General features: G+C 41.9%; 20 protein-coding genes. 13 read left to right on the top strand and 7 right to left on the bottom strand.

The window, feature by feature from the left end; translation table 11 throughout:
* Positions 1-2 precede the first annotated feature (2 nt).
* The 11 genes from rseP to tilS all read left to right on the top strand — a co-directional run bounded on the left by rseP (position 3) and on the right by tilS (position 14581).
* Positions 3-1355: a sigma E protease regulator RseP gene (rseP, locus tag PROVRUST_RS06950; protein WP_006814040.1), complete on the top strand. Its 1353-nt coding sequence runs from the start codon at positions 3-5 to the stop codon at positions 1353-1355.
* Between the two features lie 42 nt (positions 1356-1397).
* On the top strand, positions 1398-3812 hold the full coding sequence (gene bamA, locus PROVRUST_RS06945; RefSeq protein ID WP_006814039.1) for an outer membrane protein assembly factor BamA: 2415 nt from the start codon (positions 1398-1400) through the stop codon (positions 3810-3812).
* A gap of 86 nt (positions 3813-3898) precedes the next feature.
* Positions 3899-4393, top strand: coding sequence for a molecular chaperone Skp (gene skp / locus PROVRUST_RS06940; protein ID WP_006814038.1), 495 nt, complete (start codon positions 3899-3901; stop codon positions 4391-4393).
* A 3-nt stretch (positions 4394-4396) separates the two neighbouring features.
* Entirely contained in the window at positions 4397-5434 is a 1038-nt protein-coding gene (lpxD, locus tag PROVRUST_RS06935) for a UDP-3-O-(3-hydroxymyristoyl)glucosamine N-acyltransferase (RefSeq protein ID WP_006814037.1), read from the top strand.
* Between the two features lie 129 nt (positions 5435-5563).
* Complete coding sequence (gene fabZ, locus PROVRUST_RS06930; RefSeq protein WP_006814036.1) at positions 5564-6016, top strand: 3-hydroxyacyl-ACP dehydratase FabZ; 453 nt, start codon at positions 5564-5566, stop codon at positions 6014-6016.
* Between the two features lies 1 nt (position 6017).
* The gene (lpxA, locus tag PROVRUST_RS06925; RefSeq protein ID WP_006814035.1) at positions 6018-6815 is read left to right on the top strand and encodes an acyl-ACP--UDP-N-acetylglucosamine O-acyltransferase; all 798 of its coding nucleotides are present in this window, start codon (positions 6018-6020) and stop codon (positions 6813-6815) included.
* Positions 6816-6868: 53 nt separating this feature from the next.
* Positions 6869-8023, top strand: coding sequence for a lipid-A-disaccharide synthase (lpxB, locus tag PROVRUST_RS06920; RefSeq protein WP_039854699.1), 1155 nt, complete (start codon positions 6869-6871; stop codon positions 8021-8023).
* Entirely contained in the window at positions 8023-8613 is a 591-nt protein-coding gene (gene rnhB / locus PROVRUST_RS06915; RefSeq protein WP_006814033.1) for a ribonuclease HII, read from the top strand. The genes lpxB and rnhB overlap by 1 nt, the downstream gene beginning before the upstream one ends.
* Before the next feature lie 26 nt (positions 8614-8639).
* A complete protein-coding gene (gene dnaE / locus PROVRUST_RS06910; protein WP_039854696.1) occupies positions 8640-12122 on the top strand; it encodes a DNA polymerase III subunit alpha in 3483 nt (1160 codons plus the stop codon).
* Between the two features lie 12 nt (positions 12123-12134).
* On the top strand, positions 12135-13094 hold the full coding sequence (gene accA / locus PROVRUST_RS06905; protein WP_006814031.1) for an acetyl-CoA carboxylase carboxyl transferase subunit alpha: 960 nt from the start codon (positions 12135-12137) through the stop codon (positions 13092-13094).
* Between the two features lie 125 nt (positions 13095-13219).
* Positions 13220-14581, top strand: coding sequence for a tRNA lysidine(34) synthetase TilS (gene tilS / locus PROVRUST_RS06900; RefSeq protein WP_006814030.1), 1362 nt, complete (start codon positions 13220-13222; stop codon positions 14579-14581).
* A gap of 77 nt (positions 14582-14658) precedes the next feature.
* Here the strand turns inward: tilS and rof are convergent, their stop codons facing one another.
* Positions 14659-14922: a Rho-binding antiterminator gene (rof, locus tag PROVRUST_RS06895; RefSeq protein WP_006814029.1), complete on the bottom strand. Its 264-nt coding sequence runs from the start codon at positions 14920-14922 to the stop codon at positions 14659-14661.
* A 313-nt stretch (positions 14923-15235) separates the two neighbouring features.
* Between rof and PROVRUST_RS06890 the strand changes: the two genes are divergently transcribed.
* Positions 15236-15898 (top strand): copper resistance protein NlpE N-terminal domain-containing protein, encoded by a 663-nt coding sequence (locus PROVRUST_RS06890; RefSeq protein WP_039854693.1) that lies wholly within the window; start codon positions 15236-15238, stop codon positions 15896-15898.
* An 86-nt stretch (positions 15899-15984) separates the two neighbouring features.
* Here the strand turns inward: PROVRUST_RS06890 and proS are convergent, their stop codons facing one another.
* The 6 genes from proS to metN form a co-directional block, all read right to left on the bottom strand.
* On the bottom strand, positions 15985-17715 hold the full coding sequence (gene proS / locus PROVRUST_RS06885) for a proline--tRNA ligase (RefSeq protein ID WP_006814027.1): 1731 nt from the start codon (positions 17713-17715) through the stop codon (positions 15985-15987).
* A gap of 119 nt (positions 17716-17834) precedes the next feature.
* Positions 17835-18554, bottom strand: a complete 720-nt coding sequence (gene tsaA / locus PROVRUST_RS06880) for a tRNA (N6-threonylcarbamoyladenosine(37)-N6)-methyltransferase TrmO (protein WP_006814026.1) — start codon at positions 18552-18554, stop codon at positions 17835-17837.
* A 7-nt stretch (positions 18555-18561) separates the two neighbouring features.
* Complete coding sequence (gene rcsF / locus PROVRUST_RS06875; protein WP_223844719.1) at positions 18562-18876, bottom strand: Rcs stress response system protein RcsF; 315 nt, start codon at positions 18874-18876, stop codon at positions 18562-18564.
* A gap of 223 nt (positions 18877-19099) precedes the next feature.
* On the bottom strand, positions 19100-19921 hold the full coding sequence (locus PROVRUST_RS06870) for a MetQ/NlpA family lipoprotein (protein ID WP_039854690.1): 822 nt from the start codon (positions 19919-19921) through the stop codon (positions 19100-19102).
* A 93-nt stretch (positions 19922-20014) separates the two neighbouring features.
* The gene (gene metI / locus PROVRUST_RS06865; protein WP_006814024.1) at positions 20015-20668 is read right to left on the bottom strand and encodes a methionine ABC transporter permease MetI; all 654 of its coding nucleotides are present in this window, start codon (positions 20666-20668) and stop codon (positions 20015-20017) included.
* On the bottom strand, positions 20661-21692 hold the full coding sequence (gene metN / locus PROVRUST_RS06860) for a methionine ABC transporter ATP-binding protein MetN (RefSeq protein ID WP_039854688.1): 1032 nt from the start codon (positions 21690-21692) through the stop codon (positions 20661-20663). Before metN ends, metI begins: the two co-directional genes overlap by 8 nt.
* A 168-nt stretch (positions 21693-21860) precedes the next feature.
* Here metN and gmhB point away from each other — a divergent pair, with 168 nt between their 5' ends.
* Entirely contained in the window at positions 21861-22427 is a 567-nt protein-coding gene (gene gmhB, locus PROVRUST_RS06855) for a D-glycero-beta-D-manno-heptose 1,7-bisphosphate 7-phosphatase (RefSeq protein WP_006814023.1), read from the top strand.
* Positions 22428-22700: the final 273 nt, after the last annotated feature.

The raw sequence follows: 22700 nt of genomic DNA, 5'->3' as shown, positions 1-22700 counted from the left end.
CAATGGGATTCATTTGGAGCTTAGCGGCATTTATTATTGCAATAGGTGTACTGATTACAGTACACGAATTTGGTCATTATTGGGTCGCTCGCCGTTGTGGTGTTTATGTTGAGCGATTTTCTATTGGGTTTGGTAAAACGCTTTGGCGTAAAGTCGATAAACACGGTACCGAGTTTGTATTGGCGCTGATCCCTCTAGGGGGTTATGTCAAAATGCTTGATGAGCGTGTTGGTGAAGTTGCACCAGAACGTAGGCATCTTGCGTTTAACAATAAAACAGTTGGGCAACGAGCTGCCATTATTAGTGCAGGTCCGCTAGCGAACTTTTTACTAGCTATTGTTGTCTACTGGATTGTGTTTATGATTGGGATTCCATCCGTGCGCCCCGTCATCGAGGATATCAAGCCGGGTTCTATTGCAGCTCAAGCAAATTTTGAGCCTAAAATGGAACTAAAATCGATCGATGGTATCGAAACACCTGATTGGAATTCTGTTCGTTTAGCCTTAGTGGGTAAAATTGGTGATCGGGAATTTACTGCACAAGTTTTGCCTCAAGGATATAATGAGCCAGTTTCAAAAACAGCAGACTTGACCTCTTGGCAATTTGATCCTGAAAAACAAGATCCAATTTTGTCGATTGGCATTATGCCAGTATCTGCCAAGGTAGACCCAGTCATCCTCAAAGTGACTGAAGGCTTAGCAGGTGCTCGTGCCGGTTTAAAACCCGGAGATAGAATTATTAGTGTTAACGGAGAAGCTCTGGATATTTGGAATCCAGTAACGAAAATTATTCGGGCTAATCCGGGGACACCACTGAAATTAATCGTAGAAAGAAATCAGCAACAAGTGCCTTTAACATTGACTCCGGATAGCCAAGATGGAAAACGAGGAGAAAAAGTTGGGCTTGCTGGCGTTGAATTATCAGTGCTACCGTTAGCTGATGAGTATAAAATGGTGCAGGAGTATGATCCGTTATCTGCGCTATTTCAAGCTAGCGATAAGACTTGGCAGTTAATGAAACTGACAGTCAATATGATGGGTAAATTAGTTGTTGGGGATGTCAAACTCAATAACTTGAGTGGTCCGGTATCTATCGCGAAAGGCGCGGGGGTTTCGGCTGAATCAGGCTTGGTATATTATTTGATGTTTATTGCGCTGATTAGCGTAAACCTAGGCATCATCAATTTATTTCCATTGCCTGTGTTAGATGGGGGGCACTTACTCTTCTTATTAATTGAAAAAATTAAGGGAAGCCCAGTGTCTGAGCGAGTTCAAGACTTTAGTTTTCGGATAGGTGCAATGGCATTGATTCTGTTAATGGGACTTGCACTTTTTAATGATTTCTCTCGCTTCTAATTTTTGAAAGCTTGGGACCAGTAAGGAATACGCATAACAACGATGGCGATGAAAAAGTTGCTCATAGCGTCGCTGCTTTTAGGTAGCGCCACTGCATACGGTTCAGACGGATTCGTAGTTAAAGACATTCGTTTCGAAGGTCTACAACGCGTCGCCGTTGGTGCAGCATTATTGAACATGCCTGTTAGGGTCGGTGATTCAGTTGATAACGACGATATTAGTCGTTCAATCCGTTCATTATTCTCTACTGGTAACTTCGAAGATGTTAGGGTCCTGCGTGATGGAAACACGCTGATCGTTCAAGTTAAAGAACGACCAACCATCGCAAGTATCACTTTTACAGGCAATAAATCTGTAAAAGATGACATGCTGAAGCAGAACTTGGAAGCATCAAATGTCCGTGTGGGTGAAGCATTAGACCGCACTAAAATTGCGAATATAGAGAAAGGTTTAGAAGACTTTTACTACAGCGTTGGTAAATATAATGCGACAGTAAAAGCGGTGGTAACTCCATTGCCACGTAACCGTGTCGATTTAAAATTTGTGTTCTCTGAAGGCGTATCTGCAAAAATTCAGCAGATCAACATTGTGGGTAATAAAAATTATCCAACCGCAGAATTGGTGAATAAACTCCAATTACGTGACGATGTGCCTTGGTGGAACTTAGCGGCTGACCAAAAGTATCAGAAGCAAAAACTGGCGGGTGACTTAGAAACTTTACGCAGTTTTTATCTTGATCGTGGTTATGCCCGTTTTAATATCGATTCCACTCAAGTGAGCCTGACGCCAGACAAAAAAGATATTTATATTACAATTAATATTACTGAAGGGGATCAATACAAAATCTCCGGAGTTGAAGTTAATGGTAATACGGCAGAGCATTTAGCGGACATCAAAGAGTTAATCACGATTACACCGGGTGAATTATACAACGGTGCTCAAGTGACTCAGATGGAAAACAAGATTAAAGATCTGTTTGGTCGCTATGGCTACGCATATCCGCGTGTAATGACTCAGCCTGAAATTAATGATGCAGATAAAACGGTTAAGTTGCATGTCAATGTGGATGCTGGTAACCGTTTCTATGTTCGCCAAATTCGTTTCCAAGGTAACGATACCAGTAAGGATTCTGTTTTACGCCGTGAAATGCGTCAGATGGAAGGTGCTTGGTTAGGTAATGATCTTGTCGAATTAGGTAAAGAACGTCTGAATCGTACAGGTTTCTTTGAAACGGTAGATGTTGAAACTCAACGTATTCCTGGCAGTGCTGACCAAGTTGATGTCATTTATAAAGTTAAAGAGCGTAACACGGGTTCTATGAACTTTGGTGTTGGTTTTGGTACTGAAAGTGGCGTGAGTTTCCAAGTCGGTGTGACTCAGGATAACTGGTTAGGTACAGGTAATGCGGTTGGTATTAACGCGAGCCGAAACGACTACTCAACCAACGTAGAATTTTCAATGACTGACCCTTACTTCACCGTTAACGGGGTGAGTTTGGGTGGGCGTATTTTCTATAACGACTTTAGCGCTAAAGATGCGGATTTATCAGGCTATAACAACAAAACCTATGGTCTTGATAGCTTCTTAAGTTTCCCATTCAATGAAAATAACTCATTCCGTGTTGGTGCGGGTTATGTTCATAACGATTTATCTGACATGCGAGCTCAAGCCGCAATGTGGGATTACCTCGATTCAATGGGGCAAAATCCGCCTGTCACAGCAGATGGTCGTAATAAAGAAAGCTTTAGAGCCGATGACTTTACATTGAACGTTGGTTGGACATATAACTCCTTAAACCGTGGTTTCTTCCCAACATCGGGTAATAAAACCAGCGTTTCAGGTAAGGTTACAGTCCCTGGTTCTGATAACGAATACTATAAACTGCGTTTTGATACCGCACATTATTACCCAATAAATGATGATGAAACTTGGGTTGTGTTAGGTCGAGCACAAGCGGGTTATGGTGATGGTATCGGCAGTAAGCAAATGCCATTCTATGAGAACTTCTATGCGGGTGGCTCCAGCTCTATTCGTGGTTTCCGTTCGAATAACATTGGTCCTAAAGCCGTTTACTTGAAATCGGTCAATGGTGTGGCAGTTCCAGAGCCAGGCAGCCCATCGAGCGATGCGGTTGGTGGTAATGCAATGTATACAGCATCATTTGAGCTGATTACACCAACACCATTTATTGACGAAAAATATGCGAATACGATCCGTACCTCACTGTTTGTGGATGCGGGTACGGTTTGGGATACCAATTGGAATAGTATTAATCCAGAGTGGCGTAAAGGCATGCCTGACTACGGTAATGCAACCAATGTCCGTGTATCTACGGGTCTTGCTTTACAGTGGATTTCGCCGCTTGGACCTCTGGTCTTCTCCTATGCGCAACCTATTAAGGATTACGAAGGCGATAAATCAGAACAGTTCCAATTTAATATTGGTAGAACTTGGTAAGTCCCCAGTCTCTATCGAACTAAGCCCTCATATTGAATGAGGGCAACCAAAATTTCCAGCCATAAGAATGGGTTAAGGAGTTTAGTGTGAAAAAATTGTTGTGTGCAGCGGGTGTGAGTATTGCTTTAGCAATGTCTGCGGGTGCTTATGCTGAAAAAATCGCTATCGTAAACGTTGGTGAAATTTTCCAGAAGATGCCAGCACGTGAATCCGTTGCTAAACAGCTTGAAAGTGAATTCAAAAGTCGTGCAACTGAATTGCAAAATCTGGAAAAAGATCTGCAATCACGCGTAGAAAAACTACGTCGTGATGGTGCGACAATGAGCACAAGCGAGCGCGAAAAGCTGGAAAAAGAGCTAATCACTAAACGTGACCAATTCGCTGAAAAAGCACAGAAGTTTGAAGAAGACAACCGTCGTCGTCAATCTGAAGAGCGCAATAAAATTCTGAGCCGTATCCAAGATTCTATTAAATCTGTTGCTGCGAAAGAAGGCTATGATGTTGTTATCGATGCAAACGCAGTTGCGTATGCAAAAGATGGTATCGATATCACTAGTCAGGTTCAAAAGCAGGTTAAATAATAGATGTCTTCAATTCGATTAGCTGATTTAGCTCAGCAGTTGAATGCACAGTTACACGGTGATGGCGATATCGTCATCACCGGTATCGCACCGATGTATTCAGCTAACAGTCAACAGATTACTTTTTTATCTGATAGTCGTTACAGTGACAAGTTAGTAGATTGTCAGGCTGCGGCTGTTGTATTGACTGAAAAAGATCTGAGCGCTTGTAAGGTTGCTGCACTGGTTGTAGATAACCCTTATCTTGCTTATGCGCGTATGGCGCAAATTATGGATACAACGCCAGCGCCTGCTGAAAATATCCATGCATCAGCGGTGATCGCTGATGATGCCCAATTGGGTCAGAATGTTGCAATTGGCGCAAATGCCGTTATCGAAAGTGGTGTCACACTGGGTGATAACGTGATTATTGGCGCGGGTTGCTTTATTGGTAAAAATACACGAATTGGCGCAGGTACTCGTTTATGGGCCAATGTCAGTGTGTATCATGATGTTGAGATTGGTGATCACTGTTTGATCCAATCAGGTACAGTAATCGGCTCTGATGGTTTTGGGTACGCAAATGATCGTGGCAACTGGATCAAAATTCCACAATTAGGCACTGTGATCATTGGATCCCGCGTCGAAATTGGTGCTTGTACAACGATTGACCGTGGCGCATTAGATAACACAGTCATTGGCAATGGGGTTATTATCGATAACCAGTGCCAAATTGCGCATAATGTAACAATAGGCGATAATACCGCAGTTGCTGGTGGTGTTATCATGGCCGGTAGTTTGAAAATTGGTCGCTATTGTATGATTGGCGGAGCCAGTGTTATCAATGGTCACATGGAAATTTGTGACAAGGTTACCGTAACAGGAATGGGAATGGTTATGCGACCAATCACTGAACCGGGAGTTTACTCTTCAGGTATTCCTTTACAACCTAATAAAACTTGGCGAAAAACTGCTGCTTTAGTTTTAAATATCAATGAGATGAATAAGCGTCTAAAAACACTGGAACGTGAATTAGATAGCCAAAATCAAAAAAAACAGTAATCATTTGGTAATTCGGGCTAAAATAGCTTTAGAGTTACGTTTTTTCCGGCCTGCCTGTTGGTCCTTTATAGGGTCAAAGCAGGCCGATTCATTAATTAGATTGTATTAATAGACAGGAAGAGTATTTCGATGAGTGATAATCATACTCTGAATATTGAAGAAATTTTAGAACTACTTCCGCACCGTTACCCATTCCTTTTGGTTGACCGTGTTTTGGATTTCGAAGAAGGTAAATCTTTGCGCGCGGTAAAAAATGTCTCCTTTAATGAGCCATTTTTTCAGGGACACTTTCCTAGCAAACCAATCTTTCCGGGTGTTTTAATTTTAGAAGCAATGGCTCAGGCAACAGGTATCCTTGCATTTAAAAGAGTAGGAAAATTGGAGCCTGGTGAATTGTATTATTTCGCAGCAATAGATAATGCACGCTTTAAACGTCCCGTTCTGCCAGGAGATCAAATGATCCTGGAAGTTGAATTTATCAAAGAACGTCGCGGTGTTGCTCGTTTTAAAGGTGTTGCAAAAGTTGATGGAGAAGTGGCCTGCGAAGCAGAAATGATGTGCGCCCGTCGCCGTGAGGTCTGATATGATTGACAAAACTGCCTATGTTCATCCCTCATCTATTGTAGAAGATGGAGCTGTTATTGGAGCCAATGTTCATATTGGCCCTTTTTGCTATATCGGCGCTAATGTTGAAATTGGTGATGGTACCGAGCTGAAATCGCATGTTGTCGTTAATGGGCACACCAAAATTGGCCGTGACAATGTGATATTTCAATTTGCTTCTATTGGTGAAATTAACCAAGACCTGAAATACCAAGGCGAGCCAACACGCGTAGAGATTGGTGACAGAAACCGTATTCGTGAAAGTGTGACTATCCATCGAGGAACCACCCAAGGTGGTGATCTCACTAAGATTGGTAATGACAACTTATTGATGGTTAACGTCCATATTGCTCATGATTGCATTATTGGCAACCGCTGTATTATTGCTAATAACGGAACTTTAGGTGGTCACGTCACATTAGGTGATTTCGCCATTATTGGTGGCATGACCGCAGTGCATCAATTTTGCCAAATTGGCGCTCACGTTATGGTGGGTGGATGTTCTGGGGTTGCTCAAGACGTACCTCCGTATGTTATCGCACAAGGTAACCATGCAACACCATTCGGCTTAAACCTAGAAGGTCTTAAGCGTCGTGGTTTTGAAAAAGAATCCCTGCATGCAATTCGTAATGCGTACAAAACGTTATATCGTTCAGGGAAATCTTTAGAAGAAGCGCGAGAAGAAATTGCAGAAATGGCAAAAACCGATGAACACGTCAAAGTGTTTAGTGATTTCCTTGAAGAATCAGCACAGTCTAAACGCGGAATTATTCGTTAATTTTTGTTGTTACAGATGAAAAATGAGATTAGGCCTTTAATAAGGAGCGAATTTTGGTGAATAGCAACCGCCCACTTACTATTGGCCTTGTTGCCGGAGAAACGTCTGGCGACATCTTAGGTGCCGGATTGATTCGTGCATTAAAACAGCAAGTACCCAATGCCCGCTTTGTTGGTGTTGCCGGTCCTCTCATGCAAGCTGAAGGTTGTGAAGCTTGGTATGAAATGGAAGAACTGGCGGTCATGGGGATTGTTGAAGTCCTCGGTCGTTTACCTCGCCTATTGTCTATTCGTAAAGATTTAACTCAGCGTTTTACTGAATTACAGCCTGATGTCTTTGTTGGAATCGACGCACCGGATTTTAATATTACCCTTGAAGGTAAATTGAAATCGACAGGCATTAAAACTATTCATTATGTCAGCCCATCCGTATGGGCATGGCGTCAAAAGCGAGTATTTAAAATTGGTCGTTCGACAAATTTAGTCCTGGCTTTTTTACCTTTTGAAAAAGCTTTCTACGATCGTTTTGATGTCCCTTGCCGTTTTATCGGACATACAATGGCGGATGCAATTGCACTCAATCCGGATAAACAAGCGGCACGAGAACGTTTAAATATTCCTGCTACCAGCAAGTGCTTAGCCTTATTACCGGGAAGCCGCCATTCTGAAGTGGAAATGCTCAGTGCTGATTTTTTAAAAACCGCTACACTTTTAAGTAACCACTTTACTGATTTACAGATAGTGGTTCCGTTGGTTAATCAAAAAAGGCGTCAGCAATTCGATGAGATAAAACAGCAGGTTGCCCCAGAACTTAACGTTCATATTTTAGATGGGCAAGCGCGAGATGCGATGATGGCTGCTGATGCTACCTTGTTAGCATCGGGTACTGCTGCATTAGAATGCATGTTGACTAAATGTCCGATGGTTGTTGGGTATCGAATGAAGCCATTCACGTTTTGGTTAGCTAAGCGTTTAGTTAAAACCCCCTATGTTTCTTTGCCTAATTTATTGGCAGGAAAGGAAATCGTTAAAGAATTGCTTCAAGATGAGTGCCAACCAGAACAGCTTGCTGCTCAATTACTTCCCTTATTAGAAGGGGGAGAGCAAGTGGACGCATTGAAGCAGACTTTCTTACAATTACATCAGTTGATCCGCTGTGATGCGGATAAGCAAGCGGCTGATGCAGTACTAGATTTGGTTAGAAATTAATGGAATTTATATACCCAAAAGCCAACTTAATTGCTGGTGTTGATGAAGTGGGTCGCGGACCGTTAGTCGGTGCGGTTGTGACTGCCGCTGTTATTCTTGATCCGAACAACCCCATTGAAGGCTTAGCAGACTCAAAAAAACTCACAGAAAAAAAACGTGAGAAACTGTTTGATGAAATCAAAGAAAAAGCGCTCTGCTGGTGCATTGGACGAGCGGAACCAAATGAAATTGATGAGTTAAATATTCTGCATGCAACTATGCTAGCCATGCAAAGAGCCGTTGCTGGGCTATCTATCACGCCGGAGTTTGTTTTAGTTGATGGAAATCGTTGTCCCAAATTATCAATGCCATCCCAAGCAGTCGTGAAGGGAGATAGTTTAGTGCAGGAAATTAGCGCAGCATCCATTCTTGCTAAAGTAGTGAGAGACAGGGAAATGGTGGAATTAGATAAAGTATTCCCTGAATATGGATTTGCTAAACATAAAGGTTATCCAACCGCTTATCACTTAGAAAAGCTAGCTCAATTTGGAGCGACTGAGTTTCACCGCAAAAGCTTCGCGCCAGTACGACGAGCGTTAGACATTAAATAGTCAGTTAAAAAATAGGTATCAGGTTAATGGCTTCTCCTCGTTTTATTCATCTACGCGTTCATAGCGACTATTCCATGATCGATGGACTGGCTAAAACCGGTCCTTTGGTCAAAAAAGTGGCTGAAATGGGCATGCCTGCGCTTGCCATCACCGATTTTACTAACCTATGTGGGTTAGTGAAATTTTATGGTGCGGCGCATAGTGCGGGTGTTAAGCCAATTATTGGTGCTGACTTCTACATGGAAAGTGAGCAGCTTGGTGACGATGTTGCCCATTTAACTGTACTGGCTCGCAATAATGAAGGTTACCAAAATCTTACATTATTGATTTCAGAAGCGTATCAAAAAGGCTATGGCGCCATTGGTCCGACAATCCATCGTGATTGGCTTGTGAAGCATAAAGAAGGGCTAATTCTCCTTTCTGGTGGCCGTAAAGGGGATGTGGGGCAGTTCTTACTGCGAGGAAACCAAGCGCTAGTCGATGAATGCATCGAGTTCTACGAAACACACTTTCCCGGTTCATACTACCTCGAATTAATTAGAACGGGTCGACCTGACGAAGAGAGTTATTTACATGCAGCTATAGAATTAGCGACGCTGCGCGGGTTGCCTGTTGTAGCCACGAATGAAGTCTGTTTTATCGAGAGCCGTGATTTTGATGCTCACGAAATTCGTGTGGCAATTCATGATGGCTTTACTCTTGTTGATCCTAAACGTCCGAAAAATTATAGTCCTCAGCAATACTTACGTTCTGAAGAAGAGATGTGTGAGCTATTTGCTGACATCCCAGAAGCGTTAGAAAATAGTGTAGAGATTGCTAAGCGCTGTAACGTCACTATCCGTCTTGGCGAGTATTTTCTCCCTAAATTCCCCACAGGGGATATGGAAACCGAAGACTATCTGGTCATGTGCTCGAAAAAAGGGCTCGAAGAGCGGTTAGAATTTTTATTCCCAGATGAAAAAGAGCGGGCGGTAAAACGGATTGAATATGATGAACGTTTGGATATTGAGCTGAATGTTATCAACCAAATGGGATTCCCCGGCTACTTCCTGATCGTGATGGAATTTATCCAATGGTCAAAAGATAATGGCGTACCTGTAGGGCCAGGACGAGGTTCCGGTGCGGGATCTTTAGTCGCTTATGCACTGAAAATTACAGACTTAGACCCATTAGAATTAGATTTACTGTTTGAACGTTTTCTAAACCCTGAGCGGGTTTCTATGCCTGACTTCGATGTGGACTTTTGCATGGAAAAACGTGACCAAGTGATTGATCACGTAGCTCAAATGTATGGGCGTGATGCCGTATCCCAGATTATTACTTTTGGTACCATGGCTGCGAAAGCGGTTATCCGGGATGTGGGACGTGTACTAGGGCATCCGTACGGTTTTGTCGACAGAATCTCTAAATTAATCCCACCGGATCCAGGGATGACGCTGGAAAAAGCGTTTGAGGTTGAACCTCAACTCCCTGAAATTTATGAAGCGGATGAAGAAGTTAAAGCGCTGATTGATATGGCGCGAAAGCTTGAAGGTGTGACTCGAAATGCGGGTAAACATGCGGGTGGGGTAGTCATTGCCCCTACTAAAATTACTGATTTTGCACCGCTATATTGTGATGCAGAAGGAAACAACCCCGTTACGCAATTTGATAAAAACGATGTCGAATATGCGGGCTTGGTTAAGTTTGACTTCCTAGGGTTACGTACTTTAACCATCATTAACTGGGCATTGGAAATGATCAATGCTCGACGCGCGAAGAAAAACTTAGAACCGATTGATATCGCAGCTATTCCATTGGAAGATAAAAAAAGCTTCGATATGCTACAGCGATCAGAAACGACGGCGGTATTCCAATTAGAATCCCGCGGCATGAAAGATCTGATTAAGCGACTACAGCCAGACTCCTTTGAAGACATGATTGCCCTTGTGGCATTATTCCGCCCAGGTCCACTGCAATCAGGGATGGTGGATAACTTTATTGACCGTAAACATGGTCGTGAAGAAATATCGTATCCTGATGTGAAGTGGCAGCATGAATCATTAAAACCTGTTCTAGAGCCAACTTATGGTATTATCTTGTACCAAGAACAGGTTATGCAGATTGCTCAGGTATTAGCGGGTTATACCCTCGGCGGGGCGGATATGCTGCGTCGTGCTATGGGTAAAAAGAAACCTGAGGAAATGGCGAAGCAGCGCTCTGTTTTCAAAGATGGTGCTATTAAAAATGGCATAGATGGCGAGCTTTCGATGAAAATCTTTGACTTGGTAGAGAAATTTGCCGGTTATGGATTTAACAAATCTCACTCAGCTGCTTATGCATTAGTTTCTTACCAGACATTATGGTTAAAAGCCCATTATCCCGCTGAGTTTATGGCGGCAGTAATGACTGCGGATATGGATAATACCGAAAAAGTGGTTGGGCTAGTCGATGAATGCTGGCGGATGGGCTTAAAAGTATTACCACCAGATATCAATAGTGGCTTATATCACTTCCATGTGAATGATGAAGGTGAGATAGTTTACGGTATCGGTGCTATCAAAGGGGTCGGTGAAGGCCCAATTGAAGCGATCATTGAAGCTCGTCAGCAAGGTGGGATCTTCAAGGAAATCTTTGATCTTTGTGCTCGAGTGGACATCAAGAAGATCAACCGCCGTGTGATGGAAAAACTGATCATGGCGGGGGCTTTTGATCATTTAGGTCCACATCGTGCGGCTCTAATGTCTTCTCTTGAAGATGCATTAAAAGCCGCAGACCAGCATGCGAAAGCAGAAGCTATCGGGCAAGGAGATATGTTCGGCGTATTAGCGGAAGCCCCTGAACAAGTTGAAAGCTCGTATGCCAGCGTACCTAAATGGCCAGAGCAAGTCGTGCTTGAGGGGGAACGTGAAACTCTGGGCTTATATTTGACAGGGCACCCAATAACGCGCTACTTAAGCGAGATTGAGCGTTATACTAATGGCTTGAGATTGAAAGATGTGAACCCAACCCCTCGTGGTCAAGTGACAACTGTGGTAGGTTTAGTGCTCTCAGCGAAAGTTATTACCACGAAACGTGGAAACAGAATTGGGATTTGCACCCTTGATGATCGTTCCGGTCGTCTGGATATTATGTTATTTTCAGATGCACTGGATAAATACCAACATATGTTGGAAAAAGATAATATATTAATTGCCACCGGTCAGGTCAGCTTTGATGATTTCAACGGTGGTAATAAAATGACAGTGCGCGAATTAATGGATATTGGAGAAGCAAGGGAAAAGTATGCTCGAGCTCTTGCGATATCACTGTCAGATAAACAAATTAACGATCAATTATTGAATCGGCTTCGTAGCGCCCTTGAACCTCACCGTTCAGGGACGATCCCGGTTCATTTGTATTATCAGAAGGATGATGCCAGAGCTAAACTTAAGTTTGGCGTTGTTTGGCGTGTGACACCCGTGGATCCCCTTCTGAACGACCTTCGAACTCTGCTGGGTCATGAGCAGGTAGAATTAGAATTTGACTAAAATAGGAATATTATGAGTCTGGACTTTCTTGATTTTGAACAGCCGATTGCTGAATTAGAGGCGAAAATCGATTCCCTAACTGCACTCAGCCGTCAAGAGAATAATATCGAAGTCAACCTAGATGAAGAGGTTGCTCGTTTACGTGAAAAAAGTGTCGAACTGACACGTAAAATTTTCTCTGATCTGGGCGCTTGGCAAATCGCTAAGCTCGCTCGTCACCCACGTCGCCCATACTCTTTGGATTATATCCCTCGTATATTCACGGATTTCCAAGAGTTAGCCGGTGATCGCGCCTACGCGGATGATAAAGCAATTATTGGTGGGATCGCGCGTTTAGATGGTCGTCCAGTTATGGTTATTGGTCACCAAAAAGGTCGCGAAACTAAAGAGAAAATTCGTCGTAATTTTGGTATGCCAGCACCTGAAGGTTACCGTAAGGCATTGCGCCTGATGGAATTAGCTGAGCGTTTTAACTTACCGATTATCACCTTTATTGATACTCCAGGGGCTTACCCTGGTGTCGGTGCGGAAGAACGTGGACAATCGGAAGCTATTGCACGCAACCTGCGTGAAATGTCACGTTTATCAGTACCTGTTATTTGTACGGTCATTGGTGAAGGCGGCTCCGGTGGTGCATTAGCTATCGGTGTTGGTGATAAAGTGAATATGCTGCAATACAGTACGTACTCTGTTATTTCTCCAGAAGGTTGTGCATCCATTCTGTGGAAAAGTGCAGATAAAGCGCCATTAGCCGCTGATGCTATGGGGATCACTGCGGGTCGTTTGAAAGAGTTAAAATTAATTGATAACGTTATTCCAGAACCTCTTGGTGGTGCTCACCGTAATTACGATGCAATTGCAGAGTCTCTAAAGGCACAAATTGTTCAAGATCTTGAAGAATTAGATACTTTAGATACTGAAGCATTGAAAAATCGTCGCTATCAACGTTTGATGGGTTACGGTTACTGCTGATTAGTAATCTATTGAATTTAAAACGGGAGTTTGGTTTACCAACTCCCGTTTTTTATTATATTTTTTCGACCTACTTGCTAGTAGGAAGTAAAATTAATAGTAATTCATTTGTATAAGGGTAAGTCATGGCTAAATCTTCACAGATCATCCTAGAGCAGATTTTAAGCAAGATAGGGGATCATCGAAAAATTTTAGTTGGATTTAGTGGCGGTATTGATTCAACCGTGTTGTTACATGCCCTTTATCAGCTAAAACAAAGCCACTTTCCTTCATTACAAGTTCGCGCTATACATGTTCACCATGGCTTGAATATGCGCGCAGATAAATGGGAAATGCATTGTGCAGAACTTTGTGAACAATGGAATATCCCTTTTGTTTGTCACCATGTTACGGTTGATGCGTCTAACAACGGAGTTGAGGCTGCGGCAAGAGATGCACGCTATCAAGCTTATCGTGACGAATTGCTTCAAAATGAAATTATTGTTACTGCTCAGCATCTAGATGATCAAGCTGAAACATTTTTATTAGCATTGAAGCGGGGAAGTGGTCCTGCCGGATTATCTGCCATGCGGGAGTCACAACCATTTGATGCGACTCGCGGGAATACTTATTTATTGCGACCACTATTAGACATTTCTCGCCAAGAGTTAGAACGTTATATGCAAGAATATGCGCTACCTTGGGTTGAGGATGACAGTAATCAAGATGATCGCTATGACCGTAATTTTTTACGGTTACATATTATGCCAAGATTATCTGAACGTTGGCCGCATTTTGCTAATGCCGTTTCTCGTAGCGCTTCATTGTGTGCTGAGCAGGAATCACTGCTGGACGAACTGCTTCAAGATTCACTGGATGAGATAGTGGATTATCGTGGCGGGCTTTTTATCGATGGGCTGGTTGAATGTTCCATCGCTAAACGTAATGCCTTGCTACGCCGATGGATTAAACTGCATCAGTTACCGATGCCCCCGTTTAATCAATTAGAGCGTATATGGCAGGAAGTGGCTCTAGCTCGGCAAGATGCAGAACCTATTTGTCGTTTGGGTGATAGAGAAATTCGCCGTTATCAAGGTGCGCTCTGGGTGGTTCGACGTATAAATAGTGTCATGGGCATGACCTATGACTGGGAGTATCCAGCACCATTGGCATTGCCTGAATCCCTTGGCTATCTCATTGTAATGAATGGACAAGGACAAATTAGGCCACCTCGACGTGATGAGAAAGTCACCGTACGTTTTGGTTTGCAAGGTTCACATAACATTGTTGGCAGAACCCATTCTCGAAGTAGTAAAAAACTTTGGCAAGAACTTGGTGTTGCCCCATGGATGCGTGAGCGTACACCATTAATCTACTATAACGATGTGCTAATTAGCGCTGTAGGCTGTTTTATTACTTCAGATGGTTTGATTAATGATCAAGATGAGGGCATTGCAATTGATTGGCAACATTCTGAATTTTGGTCAAATAGGGATGAGTACATTTAGTTTATTTGATTATTAAATGAGAAACCCCTTATGACTGTGACTATCATAAGGGGCATAGAAGAAACTCAGTACGAGTATTAATGAGATTGGTCGACAACGATTGTGCCGATTTCAGGATGACTGAAGGAGTTAATATAATCCAGCCTAAGCTCCTTGGTTCCTTCCTGAGTGATCAGGACAAGGTACTCAATTTTTTTTCGTAGGAGCAAATCACTGGCTTGCCCTTCAATATTCTCGCCGTCATTTAACTGAACTTGCAGTTTTAATTGACGTTGGCATGCGATTTCTAGATATTCGTAATCATCACAATTGATTGGTTGATATTCATTATCTGTAGACATATTCCCTCACCACTGAGTTAGTGGCGGTTATTGCCGCCTTGAACATGTTGTACTAAGCATCAATGTACTAAGCCTCAATATACTAAGCAAAAAGAACTGAGTAAAAAAGTGCTTAACTCGATAATAGCATAGTAATTTAATAACTATAATCAGAGGTGCAGGAAAAAGAAAATTCTTATTCACCAATCTAATGTGCTTGGTATCTTATTTGAGCAATTTAAATTTTTTAGGCACCCCATTTTTTATTATTTGAGATGATATGATGTATTTTGGGTTTGAACAGTCATACATGAATGATCTTAAGGGAATTACAATGAAAAAAGTTTTTTTATTAGCGTTTATTGCCGCGGGTTCAATTGCTTTATCCGGCTGCCAAAGTGGTGTCAGTGAAGTTGAGTCAGCCTCAGTCGATAATGTTTATAGTGGTTTGATCCCTTGTGCCGATTGTTCGGGTATTGAAGCAACTCTATTAGTTAATCCAGATGGTAGCTATGTTGAACAGTTGCTCTATTTAGAAACCAAAAATGGCAATCAAATATTTCATGAAACAGGAAATTGGTCGGCAAATGGAAATATGCTGACGTTGACTAATGCTCAGGCTGAGCGTTCTTATTTTGCTAAAGCGGCTGATAATAACTCGGTAACTCTACTTGATATTAATGGTGAGCGAATTGAAAGCGCCATGAATTATACGTTAGGGAAAGTGACACCGAGCAAAAAAATTGGTGAATACCGTTATATGGCGGATGCAGCTATTTTTACTGAGTGTGAAACTGGGCGCAAATATGCGACTTCAGGTATTGAGCTAGAGAGAGCATATGGTGAAACGGGGGTTGACGGCGGTACCCCAGTTTATGTCGAAGTTGATGGTTATTATACAATTCGCCCATCAATAGAAGATGGACAGTTTGATTCTGCGCTTGTCCCTACAGGTAAAATCAAGTTTGACCCTTCGGCGTCTTGCAAACAATCTTAATTCATTAATATATTGATGAATAAAAAAGGCTCAGAACCAGTGAATACTGAATTCTGAGCCTTTTGTTATAGAGACAATTTTGGTAATTATTTACGCAAATTTGTCGCTAATTTTTCTTTTAAGAAGCTAACGACATTATCTAAACCAACCAGTGCTTTATCATCACTACGACGTGATTTATATTCTACTTGGTTGGTATCTAAGTTACGGTCGCCAATAACAATAGTGTATGGAACGCCAATTAATTCCATATCTGCAAACATCACACCCGGACGCTCTTTACGGTCATCAAAAATCACGTCAATACCTTGAGCTTTCAGGTCGGCATAGAGTTTTTCTGCAACTTCTTTCACGCGATAAGATTTGTGCATATTCATTGGTAGAATCGCAACTTGGAAAGGTGCGATAGCATCTGACCATATGATACCGCGGTCATCATGGCTTTGCTCGATAGCTGCTGCAACGATACGAGTAACACCGATACCATAGCAACCCATCGTGACGATTTGGTTATGACCTTCCTCGTTTTGCACTGAAGCTTTCATCGCTTCTGAGTACTTAGTACCTAACTGGAAGATATGACCGACTTCAATACCACGCTTAATTAATAGTGTGCCTTTGCCATCCGGACTTGGATCGCCAACCACAACATTACGCAGGTCGTAAGTTTCTGGTAATGGTAAGTCTCGTTCCCAGTTAATACCAAAGTAATGTTTACCATCAATATTTGCACCGGCACCAAAGTCACTCATTACCGCGACACTGCGGTCGATAACAATTGGCAGTGGCATATTGACTGGACCTAAAGAACCCGGGCCGGCATTGATAGCTTGGCGAATTTCTTCTTCAGTTGCGAACTGTAATGGGCTAGCGACTAACGGATGTTTTTCAGCTTTGATCTCGTTCAGTTCATGGTCGCCACGAATTAATAGGGCAACTAAAGTATGACCAGAATCTTTCTTCGCGTGAACAATCAGCGTTTTGACGGTTTTTTCGATCGGTAAATTAAATTGTTCGACCAATTCAGCAATGGTTTTTGCATTTGGTGTATCAACCAAGTGCATCTCTTCGCTAGGAGCAGCACGCTGGACGTTCGGTGCAACAGCTTCAGCAAACTCGATATTTGCGGCGAAATCAGATTCGGTAGAGAAAACGACATCATCTTCACCGCTTTGCGCTAAGACTTGGAATTCATGGGATGCATTTCCACCTATTGAGCCCGTATCAGCGAGTACTGCACGGAAATCAAAGCCGATACGTGTGAAAATTTTGCTGTAGGCTTCATACATTGCATCATAAGTTTCTTGCAATGACTCTTGGCTGGTATGGAAAGAGTAGGCATCTTTCATGATAAATTCGCGTGAACGCATCACACCAAAACGTGGGCGTACTTCATCACGGAATTTTGTTTGAATTTGGAATAAATTCAAAGGTAATTGTTTATATGAAGTGATTTCGTTACGCACTAAATCAGTGATAACTTCTTCATGGGTTGGACCCAGAACAAATGGACGCTCTCCACGATCAACAAAGCGTAGCAACTCAGGACCGTATTGTTCCCAACGCCCACTTTCTTGCCATAAATCAGCGGGCTGAACTACGGGTAAAGATACCTCGATAGCACCTGCATTTTCCATTTCTTCGCGAACAATGTTTTCTACTTTACGTAGTACACGTACGCCAGTGGGTAGCCAGTCATACAGACCAGAAGCAAGTTTACGGATCATTCCTGCACGCAGCATCAGCTGATGGCTGATAACTTCTGCATCCGCAGGGGTCTCTTTTAGAGTTGAGAGCAGATATTTGCTAGTACGCATTGTATAGGTTCCATTAGAACAACAAATTATGGTAAGTCAGTGCTCACCCAATAATTTAAAGCTGCTAAGCAGCGGAATAAAGAGCTAGTCTACCAGTGACAAGGATTTGTCAAAAGAGGTTAAAGCGTTTTTTCGTTACGTTCGATCGCGAATACTTCAGTGACATTATCAATGACTCGCCAACGAACATTAAAATCTAATAAATGAACTGCATAATCACGGGCTTCATTTGATTGTTTTTTATAGGCAGGGCGGGGATCTTGCATCAGTACTTGTTCAATAAATATTGCAAGCCCAGGATAGTTAGCCTGATATTTAATTAATTCTTCTTGCACTAAAGGGCTGAAAATAACCTGCATATTATCGGATGGTGCATCTTGAGCATATCCCGCTTTTGCTGTGGTAATGGCTTCGGCAAAAGGAAGGTAGGGCTTGATATCGATCACGGGCGTACCGTCGACTAAGTCAAGGCTACCAAGTTCAAGTATGACTTGGTTATTTTCAGTTGAAACACCTTTCAGCTCAACTAATGACATTCCGATAGGATTAGGTCGGAAAGTTGAACGTGTTGCAAATACGCCCATTTTATCATTTCCACCTAAGCGTGGTGGGCGAACCAACGGTTTCCATCCTCCACTCATTGTTTGATGGAAAACGAATAAAACCCAAATATGGCTAAACTGAGTTAGTCCACGAACCCCATTAGGGTCATTAAATGGCGAATGTAAATGTAAACGTCCAAAGCCGCCCTGGACTAATCCAGGTTGGCGAGGGATGGCAAACTTTTCTTTATAGGGGGATTCGATATGCCCGATAATATTAAATTGAAAAGATTGCATAAATATATTATTCGACAATTTTAAGCGCGCTGCCTTCACATACGGTTGCTTGGTAGCAGCCTGGAGCAGTCGACGTTTGGCATTGATGTAATAGTACTGCATCGGCAGCAATATAAGCGGCTTGGGTTAACATGCTATTCTTTGCAGAATCAAGATTAGCTGGGGGACTCTTAGCGTTTTTTCTACAGTCTTCACCGGAGACAACGCCTAAATCTTTGAATGGCATACCCAGTAATTCCTCAGGGCTATTCATTAATTTAATTTTTTCTGCGCTGACATCTTCTTCTTTAGTCGCTTTTGGTACGGGTTTCGATATCTTCATACTCGAAAACCCCTTATTCATACTTGGACTGGTGTATTGGTTAATTCCACACCCAGCTAGCATAAATGCCGCTAGGGTGAGTAAAAACAATCTCATAAATTCGACCTTTTTATTATCTGTGGTAGCGCATTCATTATTTATTTTATCGGTATTCATAATACAAAAATACTAGGCAGCATTAAGCCGCCTAGTATTTTATACGCTTTCTTTTTAAGAGGAAAGATTACCAGCCTTTAACTGCACCACCATCGAAAACTTCGTTAGCTTTTTCTGCAACTTCATTAGATTGATATGCTTGGATAAACTTCTTCACATTCTCGCTATCTTTATTGTCTTCACGGGTGACAATAATATTCACGTATGGAGAATCTTTATCTTCAACAAACAGACCATCTTTTGCTGGAGTCAGTTTTGGTGTTGCACTGCTAGCCCAAGTGGTATTGATGATCGCTAAAGCAATTTTTTGGTCATCAAGAGCTCGTGGTAATTGCGGTGCTTCTAGCTCAACAAATTTTAAGCCTTTAGGATTTTCAATAACATCCAAAACAGTTGGCATTAAACCTGTGCCATCTTTTAACTTAATCAAACCTTGTTGTTGCAGTAACAGTAATGAACGACCTAAGTTCGTTGGGTCATTAGGCAGAGCAACCTGTGAGCCATCAGCAAGTTCATCAATAGATTTAATTTGCTTTGAGTAGCCTGCAATCGGGTAAATAAATGTATTACCAACTGGGACTAATTTATAGTTACGATCTTTGATTTGCTGATCTAAATAAGGCTTATGTTGGAATGCGTTAGCATCAATATCACCTTTGCTTAATGCTTCGTTTGGTAAAACGAAATCATTAAAGGAGACTAGCTCAACATTCAGACCATATTTTTCTTTAGCAACTTTTTGTGCAACTTCAGCAACTTCAAACTCTTTGCCCATAATCACACCGACTTTAATACTATTTGGATCTTTTTGCTTCTCACCACAGCCAGCGAGGAATAACGTTCCTAACAGCGCGCCAACTACTGCAAATGATTTTAACTTAATAGACATAATTTACCCCTTTAGACACTTTTTTATAGCACCTTAACTACTTGGTAGAGTTTCTTTGGCGCTGCTATTGTTACTGACTATCTCTATTTCGGACTATTTATGTGACACTTTCTTCATTAAATATTCACCAGTAAACTGAATGATGAATACTAAAACAATTAATAGGACAAGTACGGTATTCATGACTACTGGGTTATAAGTATAGTAACCGTATTGCATTGCAATTTGGCCTAACCCACCGGAACCGACAGCACCACCCATTGCGGAATAACCGACTAACATAATTAATGTAATGGTTGCCGCATTAATGAGTCCAGGAAGAGACTCTGGTAGTAATACTTTGCTAATAATCTGTAGTGGCGTTGCACCCATAGCTCGGGATGCTTCAATTAAGCCACTCGGTACTTCTAATAGTGCGTTTTCAACCATACGAGCAATAAATGGAATTGCACCGACAGTTAATGGAACGATGGCACCTTCAATACCGATCGCCGAGCCGACGATAAATTTGGTAAACGGGCTGATCCACACTAACAAAATAATAAACGGTATTGAACGGAATACGTTTACAACCGCGGAAATAACGCTATACAGAGCGGTATTTTCCATAACTTGTCCACGGCGAGTTACATAAAGTAGAACGCCTGTAGGGATACCTAAAATAAAACCTAAAATTGCAGAAACGAATGTCATGATAATGGTATCAATCGTTCCTGAAATAAGTAGTGAAATCATTCCCTCAGACATAACCCAAAACCTCTACTTTGACATGGTGTTCTTTTAAAAAGGTAATTGTGGATTCAACACCACCATCGATACCGTGTAATTCTGCTAGCATCACACCAAACTTAACACCACCGGCATAATCAATTTGCGAACTTAAAATATTAATGTCGATATCAAATTTACGAACAGCCATGGAAATTAATGGTGCATCCACTGACTGCCCTGTGAACTCCAGCTTTAATAAAGGTGATAAATCTTTACCTGGTTCACTTTGCAAACGTTCACTGTAATCATCGGGAATATCAATAATCAACGTGGATTTAATAAATTCTTGAGCGACTGGCGTTTTAGGATGAGAGAAAACTTCACTCACTTTATCCTGCTCAATTAACTGCCCACCACTGATGACTGCCACTTGGTCGCAAATACGCTTAACGACATCCATTTCGTGAGTGATCAATAAAATGGTCAAACCTAAACGGCGATTAATATCTTTCAGCAATTCTAGGATAGAGCGTGTTGTTGCTGGGTCTAACGCACTGGTTGCTTCATCACACAATAATACTTTTGGAGAGTTAGCTAGCGCACGAGCAATGGCGACGCGCTGTTTTTGCCCACCAGATAGATTTGCAGGATAAGCATCTTTCTTATCAGTCAAACCTACCAATTCGAGTAATTCGTTAACACGCTGCTTGATTGTTTCTCTTGGCGTACTATCTAACTCAAGAGGTAGCGCGACATTGTCAAAGACGGTGCGTGACGATAATAAGTTAAAGTGCTGGAAAATCATGCCAATACCACGACGAGCTTTCGTCAAAGCTTTTTCTGGTAGAGAAGTTAAATCTTGACCATCAACAATGACTTGCCCTGATGTTGGTCGCTCTAGCATGTTAACGCAACGAATTAGCGTGCTTTTACCTGCGCCAGATGCACCAATAACACCATATATTTGACCAGAAGGAACATGCAGACTGATATCAGTCAATGCCTGTATCTGACGATTTCCTTGCTGGAAGACTTTATTTATATTTGAGAGCTTTATCATTCTATCTTCTATTCTCTGACGAATTATTTTCTAGATACTGTATCTAATATACTTGGATGTTAAGGCGTCTAGACGTCTAAGTCAATAAAGTTTGTTCTATTTATTCTATTCTCATTTCATTTCTTTTCGTGAGATACTAAAAACCATTTTAGTTTGAGGAGCAAAGCGGTGAGTAAAGGCATTCCAGCAATCTTTCTTGATAGAGATGGCACAATTAATATCGATCATGGTTATGTACATCAAATCGATGATTTTCAATTTATTGATGGCGCTATTGAAGCCATGATTGAATTAAAAAAAATGGGGTACGCGTTAGTTGTTGTTACTAACCAGTCAGGAATTGGACGCGGTATTTATACGGAAGAGCAGTTTGAGCATCTCACTGAATGGATGGATTGGTCACTGGCAGATCGTGGTATTGATTTAGATGGCATCTATTTTTGTCCGCATCACCCAGAGGCTACGATTGAAGAATACAAGCAAGAATGCAATTGTCGTAAACCGAAACCTGGCATGCTATTAGATGCACAAGAGCATTTAGACATCGATATGGCTTCTTCTATTATGGTTGGCGATAAACTTGCAGACATGCTGGCGGGTAAAGCGGCTCAAGTGGGTACTAACATCTTGGTTAAAAGTGGTGAAGCAGTCACGGAAGAAGCAATGGCAAGTGCTGATATCGTTATAAATAGCATCGCAGAACTGCCAGAAACCCTAAAAAGATTCAAAAAATAGCCGTTTTGGATGATAAATCGGCGGTTGATAAAAAATATCAAAAAAAGGGTTGCCAGATTTTTCTGACTCCCTATAATGCGCATCCACTGACCGGGAACAAGCCAACGCAAAGCGCGATGGACACTGAACCGGCAGCGAGAGAATCTGAAAAGATTAAGCAAAAAAATGCTTGACTCTCACTGAGGAAAGCGTAATATACGCCACCTCGCGACAACGACCTAAGTTGATAAAAACTGAGTCGATTTCCAAAAGAAATGTCGCACCGCTCTTTAA

The organism is Providencia rustigianii DSM 4541, assembly GCF_000156395.1.
Lineage (GTDB): Bacteria > Pseudomonadota > Gammaproteobacteria > Enterobacterales > Enterobacteriaceae > Providencia > Providencia rustigianii.
The sequence above is the reverse complement of the archived record's forward strand: the minus strand, read 5'-3'. Positions and strand labels throughout refer to the sequence as shown.